Origin of the sequence: Couchioplanes azureus (assembly GCF_014648355.1) — a bacterium.
GTDB classification, from domain to species: Bacteria; Actinomycetota; Actinomycetes; order Mycobacteriales; family Micromonosporaceae; genus Actinoplanes; species Actinoplanes azureus.
This window is the reverse complement of the sequence record NZ_BMQY01000002.1, coordinates 271510-295086: the sequence shown is the minus strand read 5'-3', so window position 1 is coordinate 295086 and position 23577 is coordinate 271510. Positions and strand designations below refer to the sequence as shown.

The following is a 23577-nucleotide window of genomic DNA, read 5'->3' as shown; positions in this document are numbered from 1 at the left end:
GGGACGCTTCGTCATGGGGACCGGCCTACGGCATCGCCACCGTGACGGGGGTGGAGTTCTCCGCCGCGGTGTACGCCACCACGTGGTAGAGGCCGGGCTTGACGTGCCGCCGGGGCTCGGTCCACTGCTCGGTGCGCGTGCCGGCGACCAGCCCGAGCCGGTCGACGAGGTGCACCTCGCCGGCCACCGTGCCCTCGATCAGGTACCAGGCCTGCACCGACACCGCGTCGGCCGGCGCCTCGACCGTGTAGCTGCTGGTCATCCAGCCGGTCGTGGCGTCGACGGTGGCCCGGTTGTTGGTCGCCAGGTTGTGCACCCGGCCGTCGGCGGTGGTGAACTTCAGGCCCGCGCGCACCCACCGGCCGGCGCCCTGCGCCTGTGCCGAGACGACCGAGGTGTAGACCTGCCCCGGGGTGGCGTCCAGCTTGCGGCCCGCGAAGCTGACCTCGCCGGTGCCGCTCGAGGTCAGCGACATCGCCCCCGTGCCGGCCGCGCCGGTGGTGCCGACCCGGGCCAGCGTGGTGCGGAACCCGGCGGTCCAGCCGGCGGTGCCGGCGGCGGCCTTCTCCAGGCCGGACTCGTCCGCGGTGAGCAGGTTGCCCGGGATCGTCGCGCTGCCGACCGGCAGGTCGCCGACGACCCGGCCGTCGCGGTACACCCGGTAGCCGGCGATCGGGCGGCCCTCCAGCGCGTACGACTCCTCCCAGCTGAGCGTCCGCCCGTGCGCGGTCAGGTTGTTCGGGGCCTCCGGGGCCTGGGCCACGCGGTGGTAGGCGGAGGCGATCAGCCGGCCGGCCGTGTTGGCCTGCCCGGCCGGACCCGTGAGCACCGTGTTCGTCGGCGTGGTGGGCGCGCGGCGGGCGCCCAGGTGGATGCCGTACCAGGTGGTCGGCTTCCCGGGGCCGTCGCCGACGGTGTTGCCGTACACCCGGTCGCCGTCGCCGATGGACAGGCCGATGCCGGCGGTGTCGAAGAACCCCGCGCCGGTGTCGTAACCGGTCGAACCGCCCCAGCCGGAGTTGCGCACCAGGTTGCCGGTGATGGTGTCCGGGGCGTCCTTGGCGTGGGCGTAGCTGCCGAGCACCAGGATGCCGGAGCGGCCCGCGTACTGGACCACGTTGTCCCGGATGACGTTGTTACCGCCGGGACGGACGATGTGATCGGTGTCGACGGTGCTCTTGTCGTTCCAGCCCCCGGTGGTGCCGGTCGTGTCGTCGGCGTCGCGGTAGTCGTCGTAGACGACGACGATGCCCGCCTCGCCGGGGTAGCTGATCCGGTTGCCGGAGACCACCGAGTCCCGCGGGTTGGTGATGTCCTTGTTCTCGCCGCTGTGCTCGTAGCCACCGTTGGTCTTCAGGCTGATCTGCGCGCCGTGCAGCACGTTGTCCGCGACGGTGGCCTGCACCAGGCCCTCCAGGTACATGTTGCCGGAGCTCCACCGCTCGCCGCGGGCCGCCGCCACGGCGCCGTCGGAGACGACGGTGTTGCGGCGCACGGTGGTGCGGATGGCGTTGGTGAAGTCGAAGCTGTTGCCGTGGATGGTCTTGTCGAACTGGTTGTACTCGACCACGACACTGTCGTTGCGGCTGCCGCCGCCCACGTTGTCCTCGTCGCCGGACTCCGCGCCGCCCCAGTTGTCGAAGCGGTTGTCGACGAGGCGGACGTCCCGCACGCCGTCGCCGACCCACACCTTGAAGTACTCCAGGTTGGTGAAGCGCACCTGGCGTACCGTCCAGCGGTCGCCGACGGCGATGCCGCCACCGGCGTTCGTGCTGGCCAGGCTGCCGTCGGGCCCGCGGAAGTCGCAGTACGCGCCGGGGCGGCCCGGCAGGTTCCGCCGAATCGGGGCGCCGGCGCCCTCGCGGCAGTTGCCGTTCACGGTGAGGTCCGCGACCAGGTTGCTGCTGCCGGCCTGGCGGGTGTGGAAGTCCCAGCTGATCAGGTAGCCGTAGGTGAAGTTCTGCCAGTTCGCCGTGATCATCGAGACCGTGGTGTGCCGCAGGCCCCGACCGCGCAGGTTCACGTTCGGCGGCAGCTGCAGGCCGCGGCTCAGCCGGTAGGTGCCGGCCGAGAGCAGCACCGTCGCCGGCCGGGCCGGCGTGCGCACGGCCCCGCCCGCGTCCAGCACGGCCGGGACCACCAGGGCGGCGGCCCGGTCCACCGCGGCCTCGAGCGCGGCGTGGTCGTCGCCGCCCGACGGCGCCGGCGCGAAGACGCAGGCGGCGTCGGTGCGGCAATCGTTGATCGACATGGCCGGCGGTGCCACCGTCGGCGCCAGCGAGTACGCCAGCGCGGCCGGCTTGGCGGCCGGGGCCGGCGGGGCGGCCTGCGCCGGCTTGGCCGCCCCGGCCGGCGGGGCGGCCTGGGCCGGCTGGCTCACCAGCAGGGGCGCCGAGAGCAGCGGAAGCAGGGCGGCGGCGGCGAGCCGCTTGGCGGTGACCGCGTCGCGGCGTCGTTCCCGGCGGGACGCGCGGGGCCCGGCAGTGTCAGTCATGCGTACCTTCTCGATCGGGGCGGCGGCCCGGCTCTCGGGGCCGGTCACCATGGCGGCGCAACCCATCGGCAACCGGCCCGCAATCAAAAGGGTTTTCGCGAGGGTCATACCGCGGGCGCCCAGCGCCGGACCGCGGCGGCCGCCGCCAGCGTGGCTCCGGCCAGCAGCCCCCAGAGCACCCCGGGACCCGCGCTCAGCAGGGTGGTCAGCACGGCGGGGGCCGCCGCGTTGCCGATGCCGGTGGAGAGCTGCCAGCGGGCCAGCGCGCGCCCGAGCGCCCCGGGCGGTGCGGCCGCGGCGACCAGGGCGGTGCCGCTGCCGGCGTACAGGATCTCCCCGACGGTGTAGGGGACCGCGACCAGGGCGACCGCCGCGGGCCCGGCCGGCCCCGCCGCCCAGAACCCGAGGTAGGACGCGGCGAGCACCACGCCCGCGGCCGCCAGGACGGTGCGGCGGGGGAGCCGGCGCAGCCGCACGACCAGGAACACCTGCAGGGCGACGACCAGCACGGTGTTGCCCGCGAACAGCGCCGCGGACCAGCCCGGCGCGGCGTCCAGGTGGGTGACGAGCAGCGCCGGCAGCGCCACCTCCAGCACGCCGAAGCAGAGGGCGTACGGCAGGTTCGCCCACGCCAGCGGCCCGATCCCGGTGCCGCCGCCGTCCGGCATCGGCACCCGGGCCACGACGGGGCGGGGCAGGGACAGGATGAGCACGCCCGCCAGCAGGTAACCGGCCCCGTTGGCCACGGCGAGCAGGCGGAGCACGTCCGTACCGCCGGCCACCGCCAGGCCCGCCACCAGCGCGCCGGCGCCGAGTCCGGCGTTGCGGACCGTCCGGGCCAGGGCGAGCGCCCGGTCCGGCGGCCCGTCCGTCATCGCGGTGACGAGCGCCGCCTGCGCCGTCGGCAGGGCCTGCCCGCCCGCGCCGAGCAGCAGCGCCGCCGCGACGTAGCCCGGCATCCCCTCCGCGGCGAGCAGCACCGCGATGCCCGCCGCACGGACGAACATCGTCGCCGCCATCGGCGAGCGCCGCCCGCCCGCGTCGATCCAGCGGCCGAGCAGCGGGATGCCGGCGAGCCCGGTGAGCAGGCCGGCGGTCAGCGCCAGGCCGGCGGAGGTCACGCTCAGGTGCAGGACGCTGAGGCCGTACAGGAGGAGGAAGGGGCGCAGGAGGCCGGAGCCGAGGGCGTCGACCGCCAGGGCGACCGCGTAGCGGGGCGAGAACATGCCGCCGACCGTCCACCGGACGACCGCCGATCGGCGCGTCGATTGACGGTTCCCGTCAACCGTCGCGGGGGTCCGCGCGGACCGGCCCCACAATGGGGCCGTGGCACTGACGATCGACATCACCGGCATGCCGGCGGAACGCCTCGCCGTCGCCGCGTCCCCGCTGGCCGAGCTGGGCGCGATGCTGCACGTCCTCGCCGCGCCCGCGCACCATCCCGCGCTGCAGCCGTGGGCCGCCGGGGTCCTGGCGGCCGGCAAGCCGTCGTTCACCGACCGGCTGCTCGAGGCGGAGTTCCTGTGGCACTCGTCGCGCGCCGACTTCCTGGTGCCCGCCCACCCGCGGCCGACCCTCGCCGAGGAGCTCGACGACGTCGACGCGGTCAGCGACGAGGCGTACGTGGCGGCCGCGCTCGTCACCACCTGTGGCTGCTCGCGGCTGTCGTTCCGGCGCGGCGGGCCGGACCGCCTCAAGGATCTTGCGCGGGCCCGAGGGCCGGTCCAGGCCGCGTTCGCCGAGCGGCTGCTCGACGATCCGGGCCCGGTCCGGGCGCGGGTGCGGCGCCTGCTGGAGGACTGCGTCGAGGAGTTCTTCGGGGAGGCCTGGCGGCGGGTGGCGTTCGACCTGGCGGCCGACGCGCGGCGCATGGCCGACCTGCACGAGCGGCAGGGCCTGGCGGCGGCGCTGGCGGCGATGTCCCCGGCCATGACCCTGTCGGGCACCCGGATCGTCCTCGACAAGCTGCAGGACAGCTGGACCACCGCGGCGGACGGGATGACCTTCATCCCCACCGTGTTCGGCCGCCCGCACCTGGTCTCCGTGTACGCCCCCGGCTGCCGCCCGGTCGTGCAGTACCCCACCGCGGCCGGGGAATCGGTGCCGCTCGACGTGGTGCGGCGCCGGATCGACGCCTTCGCCCATCCCGTCCGGCTGCGGCTGTGCCGGACGCTGGCGCGCGGGCCGCGCACCACCGGGGAGCTCGCCGAGGCGTGGCAGCTCAGCGCCCCGGAGGTGTCCCGGCACCTGGCCGTCCTCAAGAAGGCCGGCCTCACGGTGACGACTCGGCGCGGCCGGTACGTCAGCCACCAGCTGGACCTGTCGGCGACGGCGGCGCTGGGCGCGGACCTGATCGCCGTCCTGCTGCGCTGAGCGCGGCGGGAAGAGCAAGTTTCGAGAAGCTCTTCGCAGGCGCCGCCGCTACCGTCGGGACACTGTGCTCGGACACGACGGAAAGGGCTTCCCATGGCGAACGGTGGCTTGCTGACCCCCCGGACGCTCAACGAGAGCCACCACCGCGCCGCGCTGAACGTCTTCATGCTGATCGTGTTGGCGCACTGGGCCGAGCACATCGTCCAGGCCGTGCAGATCTGGGGACTGGGCTGGCAGCGTCCGCAGGCGCGCGGCGTCCTGGGCGTGCCGTTCCCCTGGCTGGTGTCCTCCGAGTGGCTGCACTACGGCTACGCGCTGGTCATGCTGGCGGGCCTGTGGATGCTGCGCGACGGCTTCACCGGGGCCTCGCGGCGGTGGTGGCTGCTCGCGTTCGGCCTGCAGGCGTGGCACCACGTCGAGCACCTGCTCCTGCTGCTCCAGGCGCAGACCGGGCGGCCGCTGCCCGGCCAGGCGGCGCCGACCAGCATTCTGCAGCTGGTGGCGCCCCGGGTGGAGCTCCACCTCTTCTACAACACCGTGGTCTTCGTCCCCATGGTGGTGGCCGTCTACCTGCATCTGCGGCCCAGTGCGGCGCAGGCGCGGCGGATGCGGTGCAGTTGCCGGCCCTCGGCGGCCGGCATCCGGCCGGAGTCGCTGCCGGCCCCGGTCGTCTGACGGCCATGACGGCCGTCGGACTCGTCGTCCTCGCGGCGGCCCACCGGCACGGCGGGATGGGTACGGCGGACGCCCTGCTGCTCGCCGGCAACGCGGTGCTGGTCGTGGTGTCCCTCGGCCTGCTGTTGCGGCGGCCGAGGGTGCGCGCCCGGGCCGACGGACGCTGGCGGCTTCCAGCGGCGGACCGCCGACCCGGCGGACCCTCCCGCCCTCCGGCGGCGGACCGCCGACCCGGGGGAGTGGGCGACGACGAGCCCCTACGGCGCTGACCGCGGCGGGGTACGCACCACCGCGGACGGGCCGGCCCGCCAGCCGACGCTGGGCCACATCAGACACTCGTCGGACAGGCTGAGCATCACGAACCGCGGCCCGTCGGGAACGGCGAAGCTGATGCTTGCGGACCCCTCCGCGCCGGTGCAGCGCACGCCGCGGGTCTCCAGCACCGCCCGGACCGCGTCGATCTCGTCGACCAGCAGAACCACCTCAGCACACGGACCGCTCTGCGCGGACGTGGCGCGGTGGTCGGCGGACGTGGCGCGGTGGTCGAGGGACCAGTCCAGGACCAGGACGACGCCGCCGGCCTCGTAGCTGATCGACTTCCGGTCCTCCGCCGTGGCCCGCAGGCACAGCGACTCGTCGAAGAAGCGCCGCAGCGCCGCCACGTCCTGGCGCGAGGCGTGCAAGCGTCCGATCCTCGGGTGCGTCGCCACCGTGCTGCTCCTTGTGCGGGTCGTCCCTGTATTGTGCAAGCCGCCGCCGGGGCGGGAGTACTTCCAGCTTGCTCATCTCGGGCCGGTCGCCACGCCCTAGGTCGGCCGGTCCTTCTTGGGCAGGGTCTTGACGACCGCGTCGTACGAGGCGTCCACCGCCTCGCGCAGCTCCTCGTCCGGGATCGCCCCGCCGATCCGCAGCGAGTTCCAGCCGTACCGGCCGATGTAGGACGACGGCGACGCGTCGTCCGGATAGCGCTTCAGCCACTCGTCCGCGGCGTCGCGGTCCTTGCCGCACTTGACGCCGACGGAGGTGATCTCCGCGCCGAGGAACGCGAAGACCTTCGCGCCCACCTTGGCCACGACGTCGCCCTCCCACGGCTCGTCCTGCCAGGCGCCGGGCTTGGACAGGCAGTACGCGAGCATTTCTTCCCCGGTCATGGCATCAGTCGTACGCCGTGGCGCCCGTACGCGCAACCACCCCGGCAACGGCGCCGATCTTCGTAGCCGAAAGAGCAACACGAGAGAAGGCGCCCGAGCCGGCACCGGCCGAGCATGACGGGGACGGCTCCACGCCTGGAGGTGGCGAATGCTGACCGGTGCTCCCCTTGTCTCCCTGGTGATGTACGCGTCCAACGTCGCCGAGTCCGCGGACTTCTATCACCGCCGGCTGGGCCTGCCCCTGCTCCCGGCCGAGCCCAACGAGGCACGCGTCGGCGCGGGCGGCATCGACCTGTGGTTGCGTCCCGCAGGCCGCCACGGCGTGCAGCTGTTCGGGCGCCGCGACGACTCGTCCGACGTGGTGTTCCTGGTCGAGGACATCGAGGCGACCCGCGCCGCCCTCGAGGGCCGGGGCATCCAGTTCGAACGGCGGCGCAGCTACGAGATCGGCTCGGTGACCGACTTCTACGACCCGAGCGGGCACCGGCTGATGCTCTACCAGCCGTCGCCGACCGCGCTCGGCTGGCCGAGCGGGCCCAAGGTGAAGGAGGTCTGGCGCTCGCACGGCCGCGGCGGTGCGGAGGTCATCGGGCCCGCGGCGGGCCCGGCCGAGGGCACGCCCGCGCAGACCGGCCTGGCCGGCAGCCCCCTGGTCTACCTGTTCATGTTCGAGAACGACCAGACCGCCGCCCTCGACTTCTATCGCGACCGGCTCGGCCTCGAACTGCTCGAGCGGGTGCACTGCTGCAACCAGGACTGCGACGAGGAGATCGAGGGGATCGGCAAGTACGACGGCGGCGACGTGCTGCTCGCCACCCACCACATGCACGAGAAGAGCATGGTCTTCGACGACCTCGGCCGGCCGTACTCCCCCCGCGAGTTCACCCCGGCGCACGGCCAGGGCATCGCGCCGGTGTTCCGGGTGGACGACGTCGCCACGACGGTCGACCGGTTGACCGGCCGGGGTGTGGCGTTCCCGCTCGGCGCCCAGGCCGACCCGTCCGGCACGCTGGCGCGTTTCGAGGACCCGTTCGGCCATCCGTTCTTCCTGTTGGAAAGGGCGCCGGTGAACGGTGCGCAGCAGAGCAAACGGCGAGAAGGCGCCGGCACCGCCCGCTGAAACAATTTCTCCAGACGACTTCGTTGAACTCCCGTTGCACAAGCAGAGAGGGAACAGCCATGCCCGTCAACGTGTACCGCAATGAATCCCTGGTCCAGATGGAGACCTACGAGGCCGAGCCGGCCCAGGTCGACGAGCTCGTCGAGCAGGTCCGCGCCAAGTGGTCGCTGTTGCGGGAGCACGGCTTCGCCGGCGACTACCCCATCGAGGTGCTGCGCGGCGGCCGTAACGGCGGCAACATCAAGGTCGTCGAGGTGTTCCGCTGGAAGTCCATCCAGGACCGGATCAACGCCCAGAACGATCCCGACTACATCGCGCTGGCCGGCCGGATCTCCTCGCTGACCGCCACCGAGGGCCCCAAGGAGGCCTTCACCCAGGCCGTGCGGGGCTTCAACCACAACTTCCCGGCGATCGGCGGCGTGGAACTGCTCAAGGGCGTCTGCTCCTGCCTGCTCACCATCGACGGGGTGGTGAAGGACTACCAGATGAGCGTGAAGAACGGCATCGTGCTCATGCACCGTAGCCCGCGCATGGACCTCGACGGCGACGGCAAGAACGAGATGTACCTGAAGATCCTCATGCACGGCGGTGAGATCATCCAGGCCGCGCTCGGACCCATCCGCGTCGAGCAGAACTTCAACCGGCCCAACGACGGCATCGTGAAGTCCAACAGCCCCGACGGGTCCGACTTCCCGGCCACGGCGATCTGGCGGGTGTCGTGGAAGATCCACACTCCGCTCGGCCCGGTCCTCACCGACCCCGACCAGCCGCTGATCTTCGGGCCGGCGACGGTCAACCACTACCCGCCGGTGGGTACGCACTTCCACTCGCCGACCGGTCCGGTGGCCCTGGTGCACGAGGAGACCGGCGCCCGGGTGGGCACGCTCACCCCCGGCGAGCTGACCGCCTTCGACATCGTCGTGACCAAGGACGACGAGATCTACGCCGACGTGCTCAACACCCCGCCGGCCGACATCTTCGAGGTGATGGCGGAATGGCAGGCCCGGATGGGTGACAAGGAAGTCGCGCCGGTGGTGGCGGGAGCGACCGACGGCGTGATGTGACCAATCCAGGGGAGGGGCCGCCGACCAGCTGGCTGGCGGCCTCCGATCCGGATCCGTTCCCGGCACCGGACGCGCTGCCGCCCGGCGCCGACGTCGTGGTGGTCGGCGGCGGTCTGATGGGCGTGTCCGCGGCCTACTGGATCGCCCGCCGCGGCGGCTCGGTGCTGCTGCTCGAGGCCCGGCGGCTGGCGTGGGGCGCGAGCGGCCGCAACGCCGGCATCCACCTGGCCGGGCTGCAGGCGATGGAGGACGACACGGTGCTCCGCAAGGTGATCGCCGAGGAGGGCTTCGACCCGGGCTACCGGCGTACCGGCCATCTGGCCCTGGCCGCCTCCCCCGAGGTGTGGGAGCAGTTCCGGGCCGAGGTGGCGCGGCGGCCGGCGACGGCCAGCCCGCTGCACGCGCTCGACCGGGCGGCCTGCGCCGGCCTGCTCCGGATGCCGGTCGCCGGGCACTTCGCCGGCGGGCGGTGGATGCCGGACGGGCACGTGGTCCAGCCGGCGCGGCTGGTGCACGGACTGGCCGCCGCGGCCCGGCGGCACGGCGCCCGGATCGGCACCCGTACCCGGGTCCTGCGCGTGGTGGCCGGCCACGACGCTGCGCTGCGCGTGCGGACCACCCGCGGTACGGTCCGGGCCGCCCAGGTGGTCTACGCCTGCCACGCGGAGGTCGCCCGCTTCTGCCCCACGCTCGCCGGCTTCATCCGGCCGGTACGCGGGCAGGTGCTGGCAACCGCACCCCTGCCGCCGCTGTTCGCCCCGGGCATGGCCGTCGACTTCGGCAGCGTCTACTGGCGGCAGGCGCCCGACGGGTCGATCGTCATCGGCGGCTGCCGCGCGGCCTCCACATCGGACGACGTGGACGAGCGCCTCGACCCGCCGGTGCAGCGCGCCCTCGAAACCTTCCTTCCCACCGCCTTCCCCGGATTCCCCCGGTTCGAGGTGCGGCGGCGGTGGGCGGGCGTGATGGACCAGACCGCCGACGGACGGCCGTTGATCGGCGCCGTGCCGTGGGCGCAACGGCAGTGGGTGATCGCCGGCTTCGGCGGTCACGGCCTGCCACCCGGCATCGCCGCCGGCGCGGGACTGGCCGAGGCGATGGACACCGGGCGCCGGAGCGGACCGGTGCCCGCCTGCGACCCCGCCCGTGCGGTGCCCGGCATGGAAGGACAACGATGAGCATCAAGACCGACGGCCTGGCCGACTCGCCGCTGATGTTTGTGTTCCTGGACGTCTCCTCGTTGCCCCGGCACCGCCGGCTGTACGAGGAGGTCTTCGGCTTCCGCGTCATCGAGAACCAGTTCCACCCGCCGCACGAGCACCACGGCCTGGTGAAGTACGACGCCGGCGGCACCATCCTGGCGGTCAACCTGTTCGCCGAGCGCAAGTTCCAGCGTCCGGACGCGGACGGCGTCACCCTCGTCTGCCGGGTCGCCGATCCGGACCGGCTCCGGCCGCTGTCCGGCTACGGGCAGCGCACCGGTGACGACTTCACCGACGCCGACGGGCATCACTACCGGTTCACCGGCGCCCCCGCCGATCCCGGGCTGGACGCCGAGATCGGTGAGCTGCGGGTGGCCGTACCGGACCTGGACGCCGCGCTGCCGTTCTACCGCGACGTGCTCGGCCTGCGCCCCGAGACGGTGACCGGCGACTCCGCGCGGTTCCGTACGGGAACGCTCGACCTGACCGTCTACCACGCCGCGCAGAGCCCGGACGGGCGGCCGATCCGCCACAACGCCTGCCTGATGGTGTTCTACACCGGCGACGTCGTCGCCGCCGAGCGGGACCTGCGCGAGCGGGGGCTGACGTTCTCGCAGGGCGCCGGGTTCAGCGACATCGGTGGCACGGCACGCTTCCGCGATCCGTCGGGCCACGTCTTCTGCCTCTACCAGCCGTCGGCCGAGAGCCTCACCTGGGGCAGCGCCGACAAGGTCATGGAGCTCATGACCTCCCGCCCCTCCGGGTCGAGTTCCAGGAACTATCGCGCCCCTACCCGCCGCTGAAGCAAGGGAGCCTGCCCATGCCGACCGATGCTGCCACGCTGACCGAGCGACGCGTCGTCTATCTCTTCCTCTACGTGCGCGACCTGGCCGTGTCGCGGGACTTCTTCGAGCGGGCCCTGCGCCTGCGCGTGCTCGAGGAGGACGACCGGTCCGTCAAGTACGACACCGGCGAGGTGATCCTGGCGCTGAACCGGGCGGACGACTACGGCATCGCGCTGCCGAACGAGCCCGACCACTCCACCGACATCGTGTTCCTGGTCGAGGACCTGGACGCCGCGCGCGCCGCGCTGGAGGAACGCGGCGTGGAGTTCACCGAGACCCACAACTACGAGATCGGCGGGATCAGCGACTTCTACGACCCCGACGGGCACTGGTTCACCCTGTACGAGACCTCGGAGGAGTCGCTGACCTGGCCGAGCGGCGACCGGATCCAGGCGGTCCGCAAGCTGTACCAGGCCGACGGCGAGCCGGGCCTGCGCGGCCCGCACGGCGGGCCGGACTTCAGCCTGGACGGCAAGCCACTGATCTACCTGTTCCTGTTCATCCGCGACGCCGAGGAGGCCGTCGACGTCTACGCCGAGGGCCTGGCGATCCGCGACCTGGAGGGCGGGCCGTGCAGCCGCGCCTCCACCGCCGACGAGGAAGGCGTCATCAAGTACGACACCGGCGGGATCATCCTGACCACGCACTCGCTGGAGACGGTACGGGAGGAGCACGAGATCATCGACCACCCGTGCCCGCCGCGCACCGTGAACCCGGCGGAGATGGGTGGCAAGGCGGTGGTCTTCCACGCCCCGGACATCGAGGTGGCGGTCAAGGAGCTGGCCGAGCGGGGGATCCAGTCGCCCGAGGGCATCGTCCGCTCGGAGATCGGCGCGACCGCCCGCTACACCGACCCGTCCGGCCACGTGTACTTCCTGTACGAACCCTCCGAGGAGGCGCTGCGCACGCCCAGCGGCCGGAAGCTGCGCACGATCATCTCGCGGACGTACTGAGCCGTGGCGGGCTCCGCCGGCCAGGCCGCGTACCGGGACCTGCGGGGACTGGTGCGTGGCCTGCTGCTGCGACCGGGCGACGACGGGTACGACGCCGCGCGCCGGGTGTGGAACGGCGCGATCGACCGCCGGCCGATGCTGATCGTGCGGTGCGCCGGCGCGGACGACGTCGCGGCCGCGGTGCGCTACGCCGTACGCCACGGCATCGAGCTGTCGGTGCGCAGTACCGGCCACAACGTCACCGGCTGCGCCGTCAGCGACGGCGGGCTCACCCTGGACCTGTCCGGGATGCGCGCGGTCCGGGTGGACCCGGACCGCCGGACCGCGGTGGCCGAGCCCGGGGTGCTCTGGGGCGACTTCGACCGGCAGGCGCAGGTCCACGGCCTGGCGACCACCGGCGGGCGTATCTCCACCACCGGGGTGGCCGGCCTGACCCTCGGCGGCGGCTTCGGCTGGCTGATGCGCCGCTACGGCCTGGCCGCGGACAACCTGCGCTCGGTGGACCTCGTCACCGCGGACGGCCGGCTGTCGCATGTGGACGCCGTCACGGACGCGGAGCTGTTCTGGGCGCTGCGCGGCGGCGGCGGCAACTTCGGCGTGGCGACCTCCCTGGAGTTCGAGCTGCATCCGGTGGGCCCCCTGGTGACCGGCGGTGCCGTCTTCTATCCGGCGGCCGCGGCCGGCCGGGTGCTGCGGTGGTACCGCGACTTCATCCGGGACGCCCCCGACGTCCTCTCCGCGCAGTGCAACCTGCTGAGGCTGCCTCCCGCGCCGTTCGTCCCGGCGGAGCTGCACGGCGTGCCGGCGGTGGCGATCGCCGTGTGCCACCTCGGCGCCGAGGCCGTCGCCGAGCGGGACCTCTCCGCGCTCGCCGACCTCGGTCCGCCCCTGCTGCGCCGGACCGGCCGCATGCGCTACACCTCGCTGCAACGTCTGTACGACATGGCGGGCCGCTTCGGGTCCTACGTGTACGGTCGCGCGGGATACCTACCGGCCCTGGACGACCGCGCGATCGCCGTGCTGGACGGCGGTGCCGCCGCGGTCCCGTCGCCGCACTGCATCGTGATGATCTCGCCGCTCGGCGGGGCGGTGGCCCGGGCCGGGCCGTCCGAGACCGCGGTCGGCCACCGCGACGCCGCGTTCAGCGTGTCGGTGGACGCGGTGTGGCGGCGTCCCGCCGAGGCACGCGCCCACCGCGACTGGGTGCACGGTCTGTGGGACGGGCTGCGTCCGTCCACCGCCGGGGTCTACGTCAACGAGCTCGGTGACGAGGGCCCGGAGCGGGTGCGCGCGGCGTACGACCCGGCGAGCTGGTCGCGGCTGCGCGCGGTGAAGGCCCGCTACGACCCGGCCAACGTCTTCCGCCTCAACCAGAACATCCCGCCGGCCGGCGGTGGGACAACCGCAAGCGCCGAGAAGACACCCGAAGCCGTGACCGAGAAGGTTGGGGTGACGAGCGTCCACGACCTCCGGGAGCGGCCATGAGTGCCGAACCAGCACCGACGTTGGCGGCCGCGCTGTCCGCGACCGCCCAGCGATGGCCGGACCGGGCGGCCCTGATCTGCCCCCGGCACCGGATGACCCACGCCGACCTGAGCGAGGCGGCCGGACGGCTGGCCGCGATCTACCGGAGGCTGGGCGTCGGTCCCGGCGACCGGGTGGCCTGTTCGGTGGGCAACCGCTGCGAGCATCTGGTGGCGATGCTGGCGGCGTGGAACCGCGGCGCGGTGCACGTCGCCACGGACCACCGGTTCACCGTGCCGGAGCTGGACGCGGTGGTCACGAAGACCGGCGCCCGGCTGCTGATCTACGAGCCGGGCGACGAGCGGATGAATCCGTACGCGACCCCGTCCGCGCTCCGCCGCCGCCACCCGGACCTGCAGTTCGTCGTGGTGACCGGCCATCTCGCCCCGGCGGAGTTCGTCCGGTGGACGGTCGACGACCTGGGCGAGACCGATCACGGTCCCGGCCCGGCGCCGGACGACCCCGCCGTCGTGTTCGTCAGCTCCGGCACGACGGGCACCCCGAAGACGACCGTCGGCTTCCACGGCAACCTGGCCGGTCGCTGGCGCGGGCTCGCCGGCTGGCTGGAGTTCCGGCCGGAGGACGTGCACCTGGCCCAGCTGCCGCTGTCGCACGGCTTCGGCATGATGATGGCCCTCGCCGGGCTGCTGGCCGGCGGCACGCTGGTGCTGCTGGACCGGTTCTCCCCGGAGGCCGCCCTGCAGGCCTGCGGCCGGTACGGCGTCACCGTGCTCAACGGCGCACCGGCGCACTTCTCGCTGCTGCTGGACCGCCTCGACCCGGCCCTGCACCAGATCGACACGCTGCGGTTCAGCGTCGGCACCGCGGGCTCCTTCCCGCCGGAGCTGGTGAACGCCATCTGGGAGCGGCTCGCCGTCGACCTGATGGTCATGTACGGCTCCAGCGAGGGCATCGGCGTGGCGACCAAGGACGCGGAGGACGTGCTCCGCGGCTCGGTCGGGCGCCCGGACCCCGGCACGGTCCGCATCGTCGGCCCGGACCGGGAGCCGCTGCCGCTCGGCGAGGTCGGCGAGGTCGCCTTCTCCCGGGCCGCGTTCCCGGTGCGGTACTACGGCGAGGCGCCCTCGGCGGAGGCCTGGTACTACTCCGGCGACCTGGGCCGGCTGGACGAGCAGGGCCGCCTCTACATCCACGGCCGGCTGGCGCACCGGATCGACCGCGGCGGGCTCAAGGTGGACCCGGTCGAGGTGGAGCGGGCGCTGCTGCGCTGCCCGGACGTGGCGGACGCTGCCGTGTTCGGCCGCACCGACCCGGTGGTCGGCGAGACGGTGTGCGCCTGCGTGCGCCCGGCGGCCGGGCGCCGTCCGGGGCTGACCGAGCTGCGGGCCGAGCTGAGCGAGCGGCTGGCGCCCTTCAAGCTGCCCGAGGAGCTGTGCCTGGTCGACGAGATCCCGCGGACGGCGATCGGCAAGGTCGACCTGCCCCGGCTGCGGGAACTGGTCGCGGCCGGGCCGACCCAGCGCCTGGCCCGGCGGTGAGCGGGGTGGACGCGGGCGCGCTCGTCGCCGATCACCTCGCCCGGCTCGGCGTCACCCTCCGGGACGGCCGGGCCGGCGGGCAGGTCCGGGTCTGCGTCGATCCGCCGCCGGGCCCGGCCGAGCCCGAGGCGGTGACGCAGGCGCGGACCGGCCTGATGACCGTGCACGGGCGCGAGTACGGCGCGCCACGCCGGCTCGGCCTCGACGTGGCCACGGTGGCCACCGGCATCCTCGCCGCCCAGGGCGCGCTGGCCGCCCTGCTCGGCCGGCACCGTGGCCTGCCGGTGCAGGGCGTGACGGTCCGCGGCCCGGCGGGGGCGCTGCAGTTCGTCCGGCATCATCTGGCGATCGCGACCGGGGGCGGCGCGTTCCCGTTCCGTCCGGCCGGTGTGCCCGGTCCGCCGTTCCGGACCGCGGACGGCGTGTGGGCCGAGATCGAGGTGCTGGCCGGCGACGACTGGGCGGCGTTCTGGCGGCGGCTCGGGCTCGACGGCGCCGGCGTGGTCGGCGCCGCCTGGCTGCCGTTCGTCTACCGCTACCTGGCCGGCGAGTGCCGGGTGCCGCCGGAGCTGCCGGCCGCGTTCGCCCGGCACACCCTGGCCGAGGTGCGCGCGGCCGCCGGCGCCTGCGGCGTCGCCGTCGTTCCGGTGCGCCGGACGCCGCCGCCGGGCGCGGCCCAGCCGTGGACCGTCGACCCGCACGGTGCGGGGACGGACGCCCGGCGCCCCGAGAGGAAGTCGCCGGACGCCCGCCGCCGGACGGCGCCGCCGGACGCCCCGCTGCACGGGCTGCGTGTCGTCGAGGTCACGTCCCGGCTGCAGGGGCCCCTGGCGGGTCGCCTGCTCGGTCAGCTCGGCGCCGAGGTGACCAAGGTGGAACCGCCGGGCGGGGACTTCGGCCGGCACAGCCCGCCGCTGGCCGGCGAGCACGGCGCCGCGTACCTGGCGTACAACGAGGGCAAGCGGGTCGTCGAGATCGACTACAAGCACGCCGCCGGCCTCGCCGAGCTGGGCGAGCTCGCCGCGGAGGCCGACGTCTTCCTGCACAACTGGCGGCCCGGCCGGGCCGAGGCGCTGGGCCTCGACGCGGCCGCGGTCGCCCGGGCGAACCCCGCCGTGGTGTACGCGTACGCGTCCGGCTGGGACGGCATCGCCGACCCGCCCTGCCCGATCGCCGGCGACTTCGTCGTGCAGGCGCACGCCGGGACCGGTGCCCTGCTCCACCCGAGCGGCGAGGCCCCCGTGCCGAGCCGGCTCACCCTGGTGGACGTCGCCGGCGGCCTGCTGGCGGCCGAGGCGGTGCTCGCCGGCCTGCTGCACCGCGAACGCACCGGCCGGGGCTGCCGGGTCGGCAGCTCCCTGATCCGGGCGGCGTCGGCCCTCGCGGCCGCCGCCGGCTCACCCTGGGGCCCGCTGGACGGCCCGCTCGAGACCGCCGCCGGTCGTCTCGTGGTGGGCGCCGCCGACCCGGCCGCCGCCCGCCGGCTGCGCGCCGCCTGCGGCCTGCCGGGCACGGCCGGCGACGCCGAGGTCCGCGCCCGGCTGGGCCGGGGCACCGCCGCGCAGTGGGCGCAGGCGTTACCGGCCGCCGGCGTGCCGGCCGCCGAGGTGCCGGCCGGCCTCGCCGCGCTGCCGGACGACCCGCGGCTGGCCGGTCTGCTCGCGCGCTCGGGCGACGCCTGCTGGGTGCCGGGCGTGCCGTGGAGCTTCGATGCTTGAGCCGGGGGAATGCGCGCTGGTGGTGACCGCCCATCCGGACGACGCGGAGTTCCACTTCGGCGCCACCATCGCGGCGCTGACCGACGGCGGCGCCGAGGTGCGCTACCTGGTCTGCAGCGACGGCGCCCAGGGCGAGCCCGGGGCCGCCCCGGTCCAGGGCACGGCGTCGGTACGCATGGCCGAGCAGCGCGCCGCGGCGGCCGTCCTGGGCGTGCGCGAGGTGCGGTTCCTGGGTCTGCCGGACGGCCGGCTGGAGCCGACCCTCGCGCTGCGCCGGGAGATCACCGCGCAGATCCGCCGCGACCGGCCGGTCCTGGTGCTCACCCACTATCCCCGCCGGGTGCTGGACATCCCCATCGAGGCCTCCCACCCCGACCACATCGCGGTCGGCGAGGCGACGCTCGCGGCGGTCTACCCGGACGCGGACAACGCCCGGGCCTTCCCGGAGCTGGCGGAGGCCGGGCTCGCGCCGCACAAGGTCCGCGAGGTCTGGGTGCCCGGGTACGAGCGGCCGAACCACTACGTCGACGCGACGCCGTACGTGGAGCGCAAGGGCGAGGCGCTGCGGCAGCACCGGAGCCAGACCGGCGGAGAGCCGCCCGAGTGGGTGTTCGGGTGGATGCGCCAGGCCGGGCGCACCCCCGGATACCGCTTCGCCGAGCACTACAAGCGCATCGAGATCGGCTGACCGGCACCGTCAGCAGGCGACGGGCGGGTCCTCGAGGTCCGCGCCGGCGACCGCCATCAGCAGCGGCAGCGCCAGCAGGATCGGCGGGTCGGTCGGGCGGCGCCGGCGCAGCGGCAGGTCCACGGCGATCGGCGCGCCGGCCGCCTCGACGCGGACCGGGCCGGGCGCGGCGGCGACGTAGCAGCGGTCCAGGTCGGTGGCGGCCACCGCCTCGCGGACCGTCACCGAGCGGTCGAAGCACATCGCGAGCGGCTGGCAGGTGGTCTCCGGCGGCACGTCGAGCCGGGCCGTGCCGGGGGTACGGAGCACGGCGCAGCCGGCCGGGCGGCGCTGCGGGATGGCGCTGTCGAAGAGGCCGACCACGGCCAGGGCGCCGTCGCCCGGCCCGCCGCCGACCGACACCGTCACCGTGGCGTGCTCCGGCCGCCCCAGCGCCGCGGCGAGCCGTTGCAGGATGTCGTGGAACGGCACGTCCGCATAGGCCTGCACGAGCCGGCGGAACCGTCCCGGAGGGACGCCGACCACCCGGGTGAACTGCGACGTGAAGGTGCCCAGGCTGGCGTAGCCCACGTGCATGCAGACGTCGGTGACGCTGTCGTCGCTGTAGGCCAGCAGGCGTTTGGCCTCGGCGATCCGCCACGCCGCGAGGAACCGGGCCGGGGTGGAGTCGGTCAGCCGGTGGAAGATCCGGTGGAAGTGGAAGGGGCTGAGCCAGGCCGCCTGGGCGAGCGTCCGCAGGGACAGGTCGTCGCCCAGGTGCTCGCGCATGGTGCCGATGGACCGCAGGACGGCCTCGCTCCACATGTCCGCGGTGCGCTCGGTGACCGGCCGCCCGGCGGTCGATGTCAGCTCCATGACGTCTCCTTCTCCGCCTCCGCCGGCGGTTCGCTCCGCAGCGCCTCGAAGAGCGCGGGAATCGACTGGGCCTGGAAGTCCACCTGGACGTCGAAGTCGTTGATCATGCCTTCCAGGACGAGCAGCGACAGCAGCGGGAACACGAACTCCGGGTCGGCCGAGATCCGGCTGCGGCGCTGCAGGTCGAACAGCCGGGCGGCGAACGGCCCGAGCCGGAACTGACCGGCCCGCTTCCCGTGGTTCTCCCGCACCAGCCGGGCCAGGTCGCGCCGGAACCCGCGCAGGTCCGCGCCGGCCGGCAGGGCACTGGCGCTGCGCAGCACGATCTCCACGCACTCGTCGGGCCGCCCCAGGGCGAGGTTGAGGAAGAACTGCGCGAAGAGCTTGCGCACCTTGGGGCTCAGCTCGACCACGAAGCCGGCGTCCAGCAGCACCACCTCCCCGCTCGGGCGCAGGTAGAGATTGCCGGGATGCATGTCGCAGTGCACCAGGCCGTCGATGAACAGCATCTGGAAGACCGCGCGCAGGATCTGCTTCACGATCGTGGACCGCTGGTCGCGGGTGAAGGACGCCGGGCCGAACCGTTCCAGGCCGTCGAGGAACTCCATCACCAGCACACCTTCGCCGGCCGCGGCGGGTACGGTCGCCGGGATCCGTACCATGGCGCCGAGGTTGCGCCGCAGCCGTTCCAGCATGACGGCCTCGCGCGCCAGGTCGAGCTGGTTGAGCACCGCCGGCCCGACCTGGTCGATCATGCGCTGGGCCGGCAGGCCGCGCAGGCCCGGCATCCGCTCGCCCAGCCTGGCGAGGAGGCCCAGCAGCCGGAAGTCGGCCGACATCTGGCGATCCAGGCCGGGGCGCCGCACCTTGACCGCGACCGTCCGCCCGTCGTGCAGGCGTGCCCGGTACACCCCGGCGATGCTGCCGCTCGCCACCGGCGTGTAGTCGAAGTCGGCGAAGGGCCAGGGCCGGCCGTCCGGGTACGCCGCGGCCAGGGCCCGGCGGACGTCCGCGGCGGGCATGGCCGCCATCCGGTCGGTGAGCTGGGCCAGCGTCGCGCAGAACGCCGGGGACAGCAGGTCGGACCGGGTGCTCAGCAGCTGGCCGCTCTTGACGAAGGTGGGCCCGAGCCGCACGAGGGTGGGCACGACGGACCGTCCCGGAGCATCCGGCGGCCGGCGCAGGGCCCGGCCGGCGGTCCGCCGGGAGAGGGCGACCAGCAGGCCGGCGCCGGCCAGCGCCCACCTGCTCAGGCGAGTGACCAGGACGGGCCACGGGACGGTGGGCGCCATGCGGGCCTCCGGCGGACTGCGAGCTGCCGAGCTGTCTCGGCCGATTCAACGGCGCCCCGGCGACCCCGGCAAGGCCGTGCGACGCAAGACCCCAAGCTGGAAGACCTGGTGCTCGGCGGCGTCAAGGATCCGTCAAGGTGACGGGTACAGACTTCGATGTCTCGGCGGCCCGACGCGAAGGGGGATCGTGTCCACGGCGACGGAGGCAGCAAGCAACGACACGCGGGTGGCCCACCTCGAGGCGGTCACCCGGGCGATCGGCGTCATGCGGAGCCGGCTCGCGCACCCTCAGCCCCTGCGGACGCTGGCCGACGTGGCCGCGTTCAGCCCCTTCTACTTCCACCAGATCTTCCGGCAGGTCACCACGGTGACGCCGGCCCGGTTCCTGGCGGCCCTGCGGATGGCCGAGGCCCGGCGGTTGCTGCTGCATTCGAACCTGCCCGTCCGGCAGGTGGGTGCCCTGGTGGGCTACACCAGCCCGGGCACGTTCTCCGCCCAGTTCGCGCAGCTCACCGGCACCCCGCCGTCGCGATTCCGCACCCAGGCCCGCGCGCTGGGCGACGTCCGGGCGGCCGGCGCGCGCTGGTGGACGCGGTCGCGCCCGGCCGCGATCGACGGTCCGGTGGTGACCCTGTCCCGGGCGCCGGATCCGGGCTCGCTGGTCTGCGTCTGCCTGCTGCCGGCCGGCAGTCTGCGCGTGCACCGGGGCCGCTGGACCCCCTCCACCGGCTCGCCGTGGATCCCGCTGGGCGCGCCGCCGCCGTGCGGCGAGTACGCCGTGTTCTGTGTGGTGATCCCCGCGGGCGCGCGCGTCGTCGACGCCCTGGTGGACGACGTGCCCGGCAGCCTGCGCATCGGCCGCGCCGCCCTGTCCGTCCCCGCGCATCCACCGCCGGCGACGGTCCGGACCGGGCTGCGCCGGCCCGCGCCGACAGATCCGCCGGTCACGGCCCTGCTGCCGCTGGCCCGGCCGCCCGGCGCGGCGGGGTGACCCGGCGGCGGGCGCCGAAGTGGACGGACGATTTGGATGATCGGCCACTCGAACCTACGGATGGCACAAGGGCACACTCTCTATGCGGACCGGCGGGGCGGTGCTCGACGACCGACGCCGGTGACGACCTCGACGGGGGAGCAGTCGATGTCCGATTCCAGGGCGATTCTGCGTATTTCGGCGTTGGGCTCGATGCAGGTGCACCGCGGTCCGGTGCCGATCGACCTCGGTCCGGCCAAGCAGCGGGCGGTACTCGCGGCGCTGGCCCTGCACGTCGGTCACGCCGTCTCCATCGACTGCATGCTCGGCATGGTCTGGGGGCCGGCCCAGCCGGTCAGCGCCCGGCAGCTGGTGCACACCTACGTGGCCCGGCTGCGCCGCCTGCTCGAACCGGATCTTCCGCCCCGGGGCCGTACCAACATCATCAGCTCCGGGCCGGGCGGCTACCGGCTCGTCACCAGCCGCGAGCTCGTCGACGTCACGCGCTTCGAGCTGCTCTACCGGCAGGCGAAGCAGTTCCTCGGCGCCGACGAGCCGCAGCGGGCCTTCGAGCTGCTCGGCGAGGCGATGCGCCTGTGGCGGGACCCGGAGCTGGCCGAGCTCTCCACCCTGCTGAACTCGCCGGAGGTCCTCGATCTGCTGCGCCGGCGGTGGTCCGAGGCCGCGCTCGACTACGTCCGGGCCGGGCTCGACCTCAAGCAGGCCGCGGCGGTGCTTCCGGCGGCGCGCCGGCTGGCGATCACCGAGCCGATGAACGAGGTGGCCCAGGCGCTGTACATCGTGGCGCTCGAGCAGACCGGCCGCCGCGCCGCCGCGGTCCGGCACTTCGACGACATCCGGGTGATGCTCAAGGCGGAGCTCGGCGTGCAACCCGGCTCGCAGCTGTCCGACGCCTACCGCGCGGTGCTCGCCGGCGACGACATGGCGCACGGGCGGGCCGCCGGAGCGGGCCCGTCGGCCGAGCAGGCCCGGCCGCCCTGGCACGGCCGGGGTCCCGGCCTGGGCCCGCTGATCTACCGGGAACGGGACCTGGACGCCGTGATGTCCCTGCTGGCCGAGCAGCGGCTCCTCACGGTCACCGGACCGCCGGGATGCGGCAAGTCCACGCTCGCGCTGCGGGCGGCGGCCTGCCTGCGGGACAACCTGCTGGGCGGGGTCGCGGTGCTGGACTGCGCGGAGCTCACCGCCGCGGCGCGCCTGGACGCCCAGCTCAGCGAGCTCCTCGGCGCCGAGCCGGGCACCCCGCCGTCCCGGCTGCTCGGCGACCAGCAGATGCTGATCGTCCTCGACGACGTCGAGCACGTGATCGACGCCTGCGTCGAGGTGGTGGACGAGGTGGTGCGCGCCTGCCCGAACGTCTCCGTCGTGGTCACCTCGCGCGAGCCGCTGGGCGTGCCGTACGAGACCGTCTGGCGGCTGCGGCCGCTGGCCGTGGCCGGCGGCGACGAGGCGCGCTGGGGTGCCGAGCCGCCGGCCGTCCAGCTCTTCGCGCGCCGGGCGGCCCAGGTCAGCCCCGGCTTCCGGCTCGCCGCGGACGACCTGCGGACGGTGGCCGAGCTGTGCGCGCAGCTCGACGACCTGCCGCTGGCGGTGGAGCTCGCCGCCGAGTGCCTGGCCACCGAGACGCTGGACGAGCTGGTCCGGCGCCTGGACGATCCGCTGCGGGAGCTCAAGCCGCCGCGGCGGGGACAGCCGGTGCACCACCGCTCGCTGCAGGCCGCGCTGCTGCGCAGCCTGCACTGCCTGGACGGGCAGGAACGGTGGTGCTTCCTGCGGCTGGGCGCCCTGCCGCTGTCGTTCCGCGCCGAGCAGGCCGAGGCCGTCTGGGCGGCGTCGCCGTACGGTCCGGTGGACGGCCGGCTGATGCTGATGCGGCTGGCCGAGAAGTCGCTGCTCTTCGTCCGGCACGACCTGGCCGGGCCGCTCTACGGCAAGCTGCGCCTGGTGCACCGGCTCGCCGCCGACCTCGGGGTCACCGAGCGGCGCCCGGTCGACGCGTCCGCCGTCCCCATCCTCTGATCACCCGGCCAGGTCCACGCCCCGCCCGGCGGGGGAGCGGTCCAGCTCGGCGATCCGGATGCCGATCCGCCCGTGCAGGTCGTACGCCGCGCTGACCCGCGCCATCAGCACGGCCAGCGCCTCCATCTCCCGGCTGCTCTCGATGCCGCCGACGTCCACCGGCTCGAATCCCAGCCGCCCGGCCAGGTCGAGCACCGGCGGCTTGGCGTCCGCCGGGCCCGCCACCGGCAGCGTCACCGTGCCGCCGCCGATCCGGGTCGCCGCCAGGTGCTCGGCCGGGACGGTGTTGAACGCCTTGACCGTCCGCCAGCCGGTCGCCGCGGCGGCGATGAGCTCGCCGCCGGACAGGCCGGGCGGCACCACCCGGTCGCGGCAGAAGCCGGGATTGGTGGCGTCGATCAGGACGCGGCCGTCGCCACAGTGGCCCGCCGGCCCGGACGCCAGCCCGACGGCCACCGGGAACGGCAGCGCGAGCAGCACCGGGTCGGTGTGCCAGAGCACGTCGTCCAGGGTCGCGGGCGTGCAGCCCGGCGGCGGGTCGGCCGCCGGCCGGTCGCACCGGGCGGTGCACAGCGCGGCCGGCACGCCGGCGGCGGCCAGGACGCGGGCCAGCGCCGTACCCATCCGGCCCGCGCCGATGATCCCCATCATGGTGGCGTTCTCCGATCACCGGCCGGCCGGGGCGCCGGCCGGGTCGAACGGGGCCAGGGCCGCGCGCAGCTCGTCCGGGATCTCGGCCGGCTCCAGCCCGTGGGCCGCGCGCCGCATGCACGCCACGGTCTGCCGGCCGCGGGCCAGCAGCTCCTCCCGGCCGTCGCGGCAGCGTACGTAGTCGAACGTCATGGCCGCCCGGTTGCCGGTCATCCGGTCCAGGCCCATCCGGATCTCGATCTGGTCGCCGGCGAAGCCCTCCGCGTAGAACTCGACCGCGCAGTCCACGGTGACCAGCGCCAGGTCGCCGGAGAGCCGGGCGATCACCCCGGGCGCGCGGTCGAGCAGGAACCGCTCCCGGCAGTGGCCCTGCCAGCGTACGTAGTGTGCGAAGTAGACGTTGCCCACCAGGTTGGTCTCGTCGAAGGTCACCAGGTGCCGGTGGACGAAGTGGCCGGCCATC

The 23577-nt window shown here is 74.4% G+C and carries 22 protein-coding genes; 14 read left to right on the top strand and 8 right to left on the bottom strand.

Features of this window, described 5'->3' with window-relative positions; translation table 11 throughout:
- Window positions 1-25: 25 nt before the first annotated feature.
- Both IEY99_RS08530 and IEY99_RS08525 read right to left on the bottom strand, forming a co-directional pair.
- The gene (locus IEY99_RS08530) at window positions 26-2494 is read right to left on the bottom strand and encodes a hypothetical protein (RefSeq protein ID WP_189201169.1); all 2469 of its coding nucleotides are present in this window, start codon (window positions 2492-2494) and stop codon (window positions 26-28) included.
- Window positions 2495-2598: 104 nt separating this feature from the next.
- Window positions 2599-3720: an MFS transporter gene (locus IEY99_RS08525; protein WP_229798347.1), complete on the bottom strand. Its 1122-nt coding sequence runs from the start codon at window positions 3718-3720 to the stop codon at window positions 2599-2601.
- A 100-nt stretch (window positions 3721-3820) separates the two neighbouring features.
- On the opposite strand from IEY99_RS08525, the gene IEY99_RS08520 reads away from it, so the two are divergent.
- The 3 genes from IEY99_RS08520 (at window position 3821) to IEY99_RS08510 (ending at window position 5811) form a co-directional block, all read left to right on the top strand.
- Window positions 3821-4867: a DUF5937 family protein gene (locus IEY99_RS08520; protein ID WP_189201165.1), complete on the top strand. Its 1047-nt coding sequence runs from the start codon at window positions 3821-3823 to the stop codon at window positions 4865-4867.
- Between the two features lie 93 nt (window positions 4868-4960).
- Complete coding sequence (locus tag IEY99_RS08515; RefSeq protein ID WP_189201163.1) at window positions 4961-5542, top strand: hypothetical protein; 582 nt, start codon at window positions 4961-4963, stop codon at window positions 5540-5542.
- A gap of 5 nt (window positions 5543-5547) precedes the next feature.
- Entirely contained in the window at window positions 5548-5811 is a 264-nt protein-coding gene (locus IEY99_RS08510; RefSeq protein WP_189201161.1) for a hypothetical protein, read from the top strand.
- Here IEY99_RS08510 and IEY99_RS08505 read toward each other — a convergent pair.
- Together IEY99_RS08505 and IEY99_RS08500 are read right to left on the bottom strand one after the other, a co-directional pair.
- Window positions 5800-6225 carry a hypothetical protein gene (locus IEY99_RS08505; RefSeq protein ID WP_189201159.1) on the bottom strand — a complete coding sequence of 142 codons (426 nt, stop codon included), beginning with the start codon at window positions 6223-6225 and terminating at the stop codon, window positions 5800-5802. The genes IEY99_RS08510 and IEY99_RS08505 overlap by 12 nt on opposite strands.
- Window positions 6226-6348: 123 nt before the next feature.
- Complete coding sequence (locus IEY99_RS08500) at window positions 6349-6693, bottom strand: MmcQ/YjbR family DNA-binding protein (protein ID WP_189201157.1); 345 nt, start codon at window positions 6691-6693, stop codon at window positions 6349-6351.
- A gap of 148 nt (window positions 6694-6841) precedes the next feature.
- Between IEY99_RS08500 and IEY99_RS08495 the strand changes: the two genes are divergently transcribed.
- From IEY99_RS08495 to IEY99_RS08455, 9 genes are read left to right on the top strand one after another with little or no spacing between them, the layout of a single operon-like run.
- Window positions 6842-7813 carry a VOC family protein gene (locus IEY99_RS08495; protein ID WP_189201155.1) on the top strand — a complete coding sequence of 324 codons (972 nt, stop codon included), beginning with the start codon at window positions 6842-6844 and terminating at the stop codon, window positions 7811-7813.
- Between the two features lie 59 nt (window positions 7814-7872).
- Window positions 7873-8877: a hypothetical protein gene (locus tag IEY99_RS08490; protein WP_189201153.1), complete on the top strand. Its 1005-nt coding sequence runs from the start codon at window positions 7873-7875 to the stop codon at window positions 8875-8877.
- Window positions 8874-10055, top strand: coding sequence for an NAD(P)/FAD-dependent oxidoreductase (locus tag IEY99_RS08485; protein ID WP_189201151.1), 1182 nt, complete (start codon window positions 8874-8876; stop codon window positions 10053-10055). The genes IEY99_RS08490 and IEY99_RS08485 overlap by 4 nt, the downstream gene beginning before the upstream one ends.
- Window positions 10052-10882, top strand: a complete 831-nt coding sequence (locus tag IEY99_RS08480; protein ID WP_189201149.1) for a VOC family protein — start codon at window positions 10052-10054, stop codon at window positions 10880-10882. The genes IEY99_RS08485 and IEY99_RS08480 overlap by 4 nt, the downstream gene beginning before the upstream one ends.
- A gap of 17 nt (window positions 10883-10899) precedes the next feature.
- Window positions 10900-11877, top strand: coding sequence for a VOC family protein (locus IEY99_RS08475; RefSeq protein WP_189201146.1), 978 nt, complete (start codon window positions 10900-10902; stop codon window positions 11875-11877).
- Between the two features lie 3 nt (window positions 11878-11880).
- Window positions 11881-13362, top strand: a complete 1482-nt coding sequence (locus IEY99_RS08470) for an FAD-binding oxidoreductase (RefSeq protein ID WP_229798345.1) — start codon at window positions 11881-11883, stop codon at window positions 13360-13362.
- Window positions 13359-14900, top strand: coding sequence for a class I adenylate-forming enzyme family protein (locus tag IEY99_RS08465; protein ID WP_189201144.1), 1542 nt, complete (start codon window positions 13359-13361; stop codon window positions 14898-14900). Before IEY99_RS08470 ends, IEY99_RS08465 begins: the two co-directional genes overlap by 4 nt.
- A gap of 5 nt (window positions 14901-14905) precedes the next feature.
- Window positions 14906-16618: a CoA transferase gene (locus IEY99_RS08460; protein ID WP_189201142.1), complete on the top strand. Its 1713-nt coding sequence runs from the start codon at window positions 14906-14908 to the stop codon at window positions 16616-16618.
- A complete protein-coding gene (locus IEY99_RS08455; protein WP_189201141.1) occupies window positions 16611-17306 on the top strand; it encodes a PIG-L deacetylase family protein in 696 nt (231 codons plus the stop codon). The genes IEY99_RS08460 and IEY99_RS08455 overlap by 8 nt, the downstream gene beginning before the upstream one ends.
- Before the next feature lie 9 nt (window positions 17307-17315).
- Here IEY99_RS08455 and IEY99_RS08450 read toward each other — a convergent pair whose 3' ends face one another.
- Together IEY99_RS08450 and IEY99_RS08445 are read right to left on the bottom strand one after the other, a co-directional pair.
- Window positions 17316-18161, bottom strand: a complete 846-nt coding sequence (locus tag IEY99_RS08450; RefSeq protein ID WP_189201139.1) for a helix-turn-helix domain-containing protein — start codon at window positions 18159-18161, stop codon at window positions 17316-17318.
- Window positions 18152-19453 (bottom strand): ABC1 kinase family protein, encoded by a 1302-nt coding sequence (locus IEY99_RS08445; protein WP_189201137.1) that lies wholly within the window; start codon window positions 19451-19453, stop codon window positions 18152-18154. Before IEY99_RS08445 ends, IEY99_RS08450 begins: the two co-directional genes overlap by 10 nt.
- A gap of 187 nt (window positions 19454-19640) precedes the next feature.
- Here IEY99_RS08445 and IEY99_RS08440 point away from each other — a divergent pair, with 187 nt between their 5' ends.
- Window positions 19641-20444: a helix-turn-helix domain-containing protein gene (locus tag IEY99_RS08440; RefSeq protein WP_189201135.1), complete on the top strand. Its 804-nt coding sequence runs from the start codon at window positions 19641-19643 to the stop codon at window positions 20442-20444.
- Between the two features lie 147 nt (window positions 20445-20591).
- The gene (locus IEY99_RS08435; RefSeq protein ID WP_189201133.1) at window positions 20592-22463 is read left to right on the top strand and encodes an AfsR/SARP family transcriptional regulator; all 1872 of its coding nucleotides are present in this window, start codon (window positions 20592-20594) and stop codon (window positions 22461-22463) included.
- Here the strand turns inward: IEY99_RS08435 and IEY99_RS08430 are convergent, their stop codons facing one another.
- On the bottom strand, window positions 22464-23114 hold the full coding sequence (locus IEY99_RS08430) for an NADPH-dependent F420 reductase (protein ID WP_189201131.1): 651 nt from the start codon (window positions 23112-23114) through the stop codon (window positions 22464-22466).
- A gap of 15 nt (window positions 23115-23129) precedes the next feature.
- Entirely contained in the window at window positions 23130-23576 is a 447-nt protein-coding gene (locus tag IEY99_RS08425) for an acyl-CoA thioesterase (RefSeq protein WP_189201129.1), read from the bottom strand.
- Window position 23577: the final 1 nt, after the last annotated feature.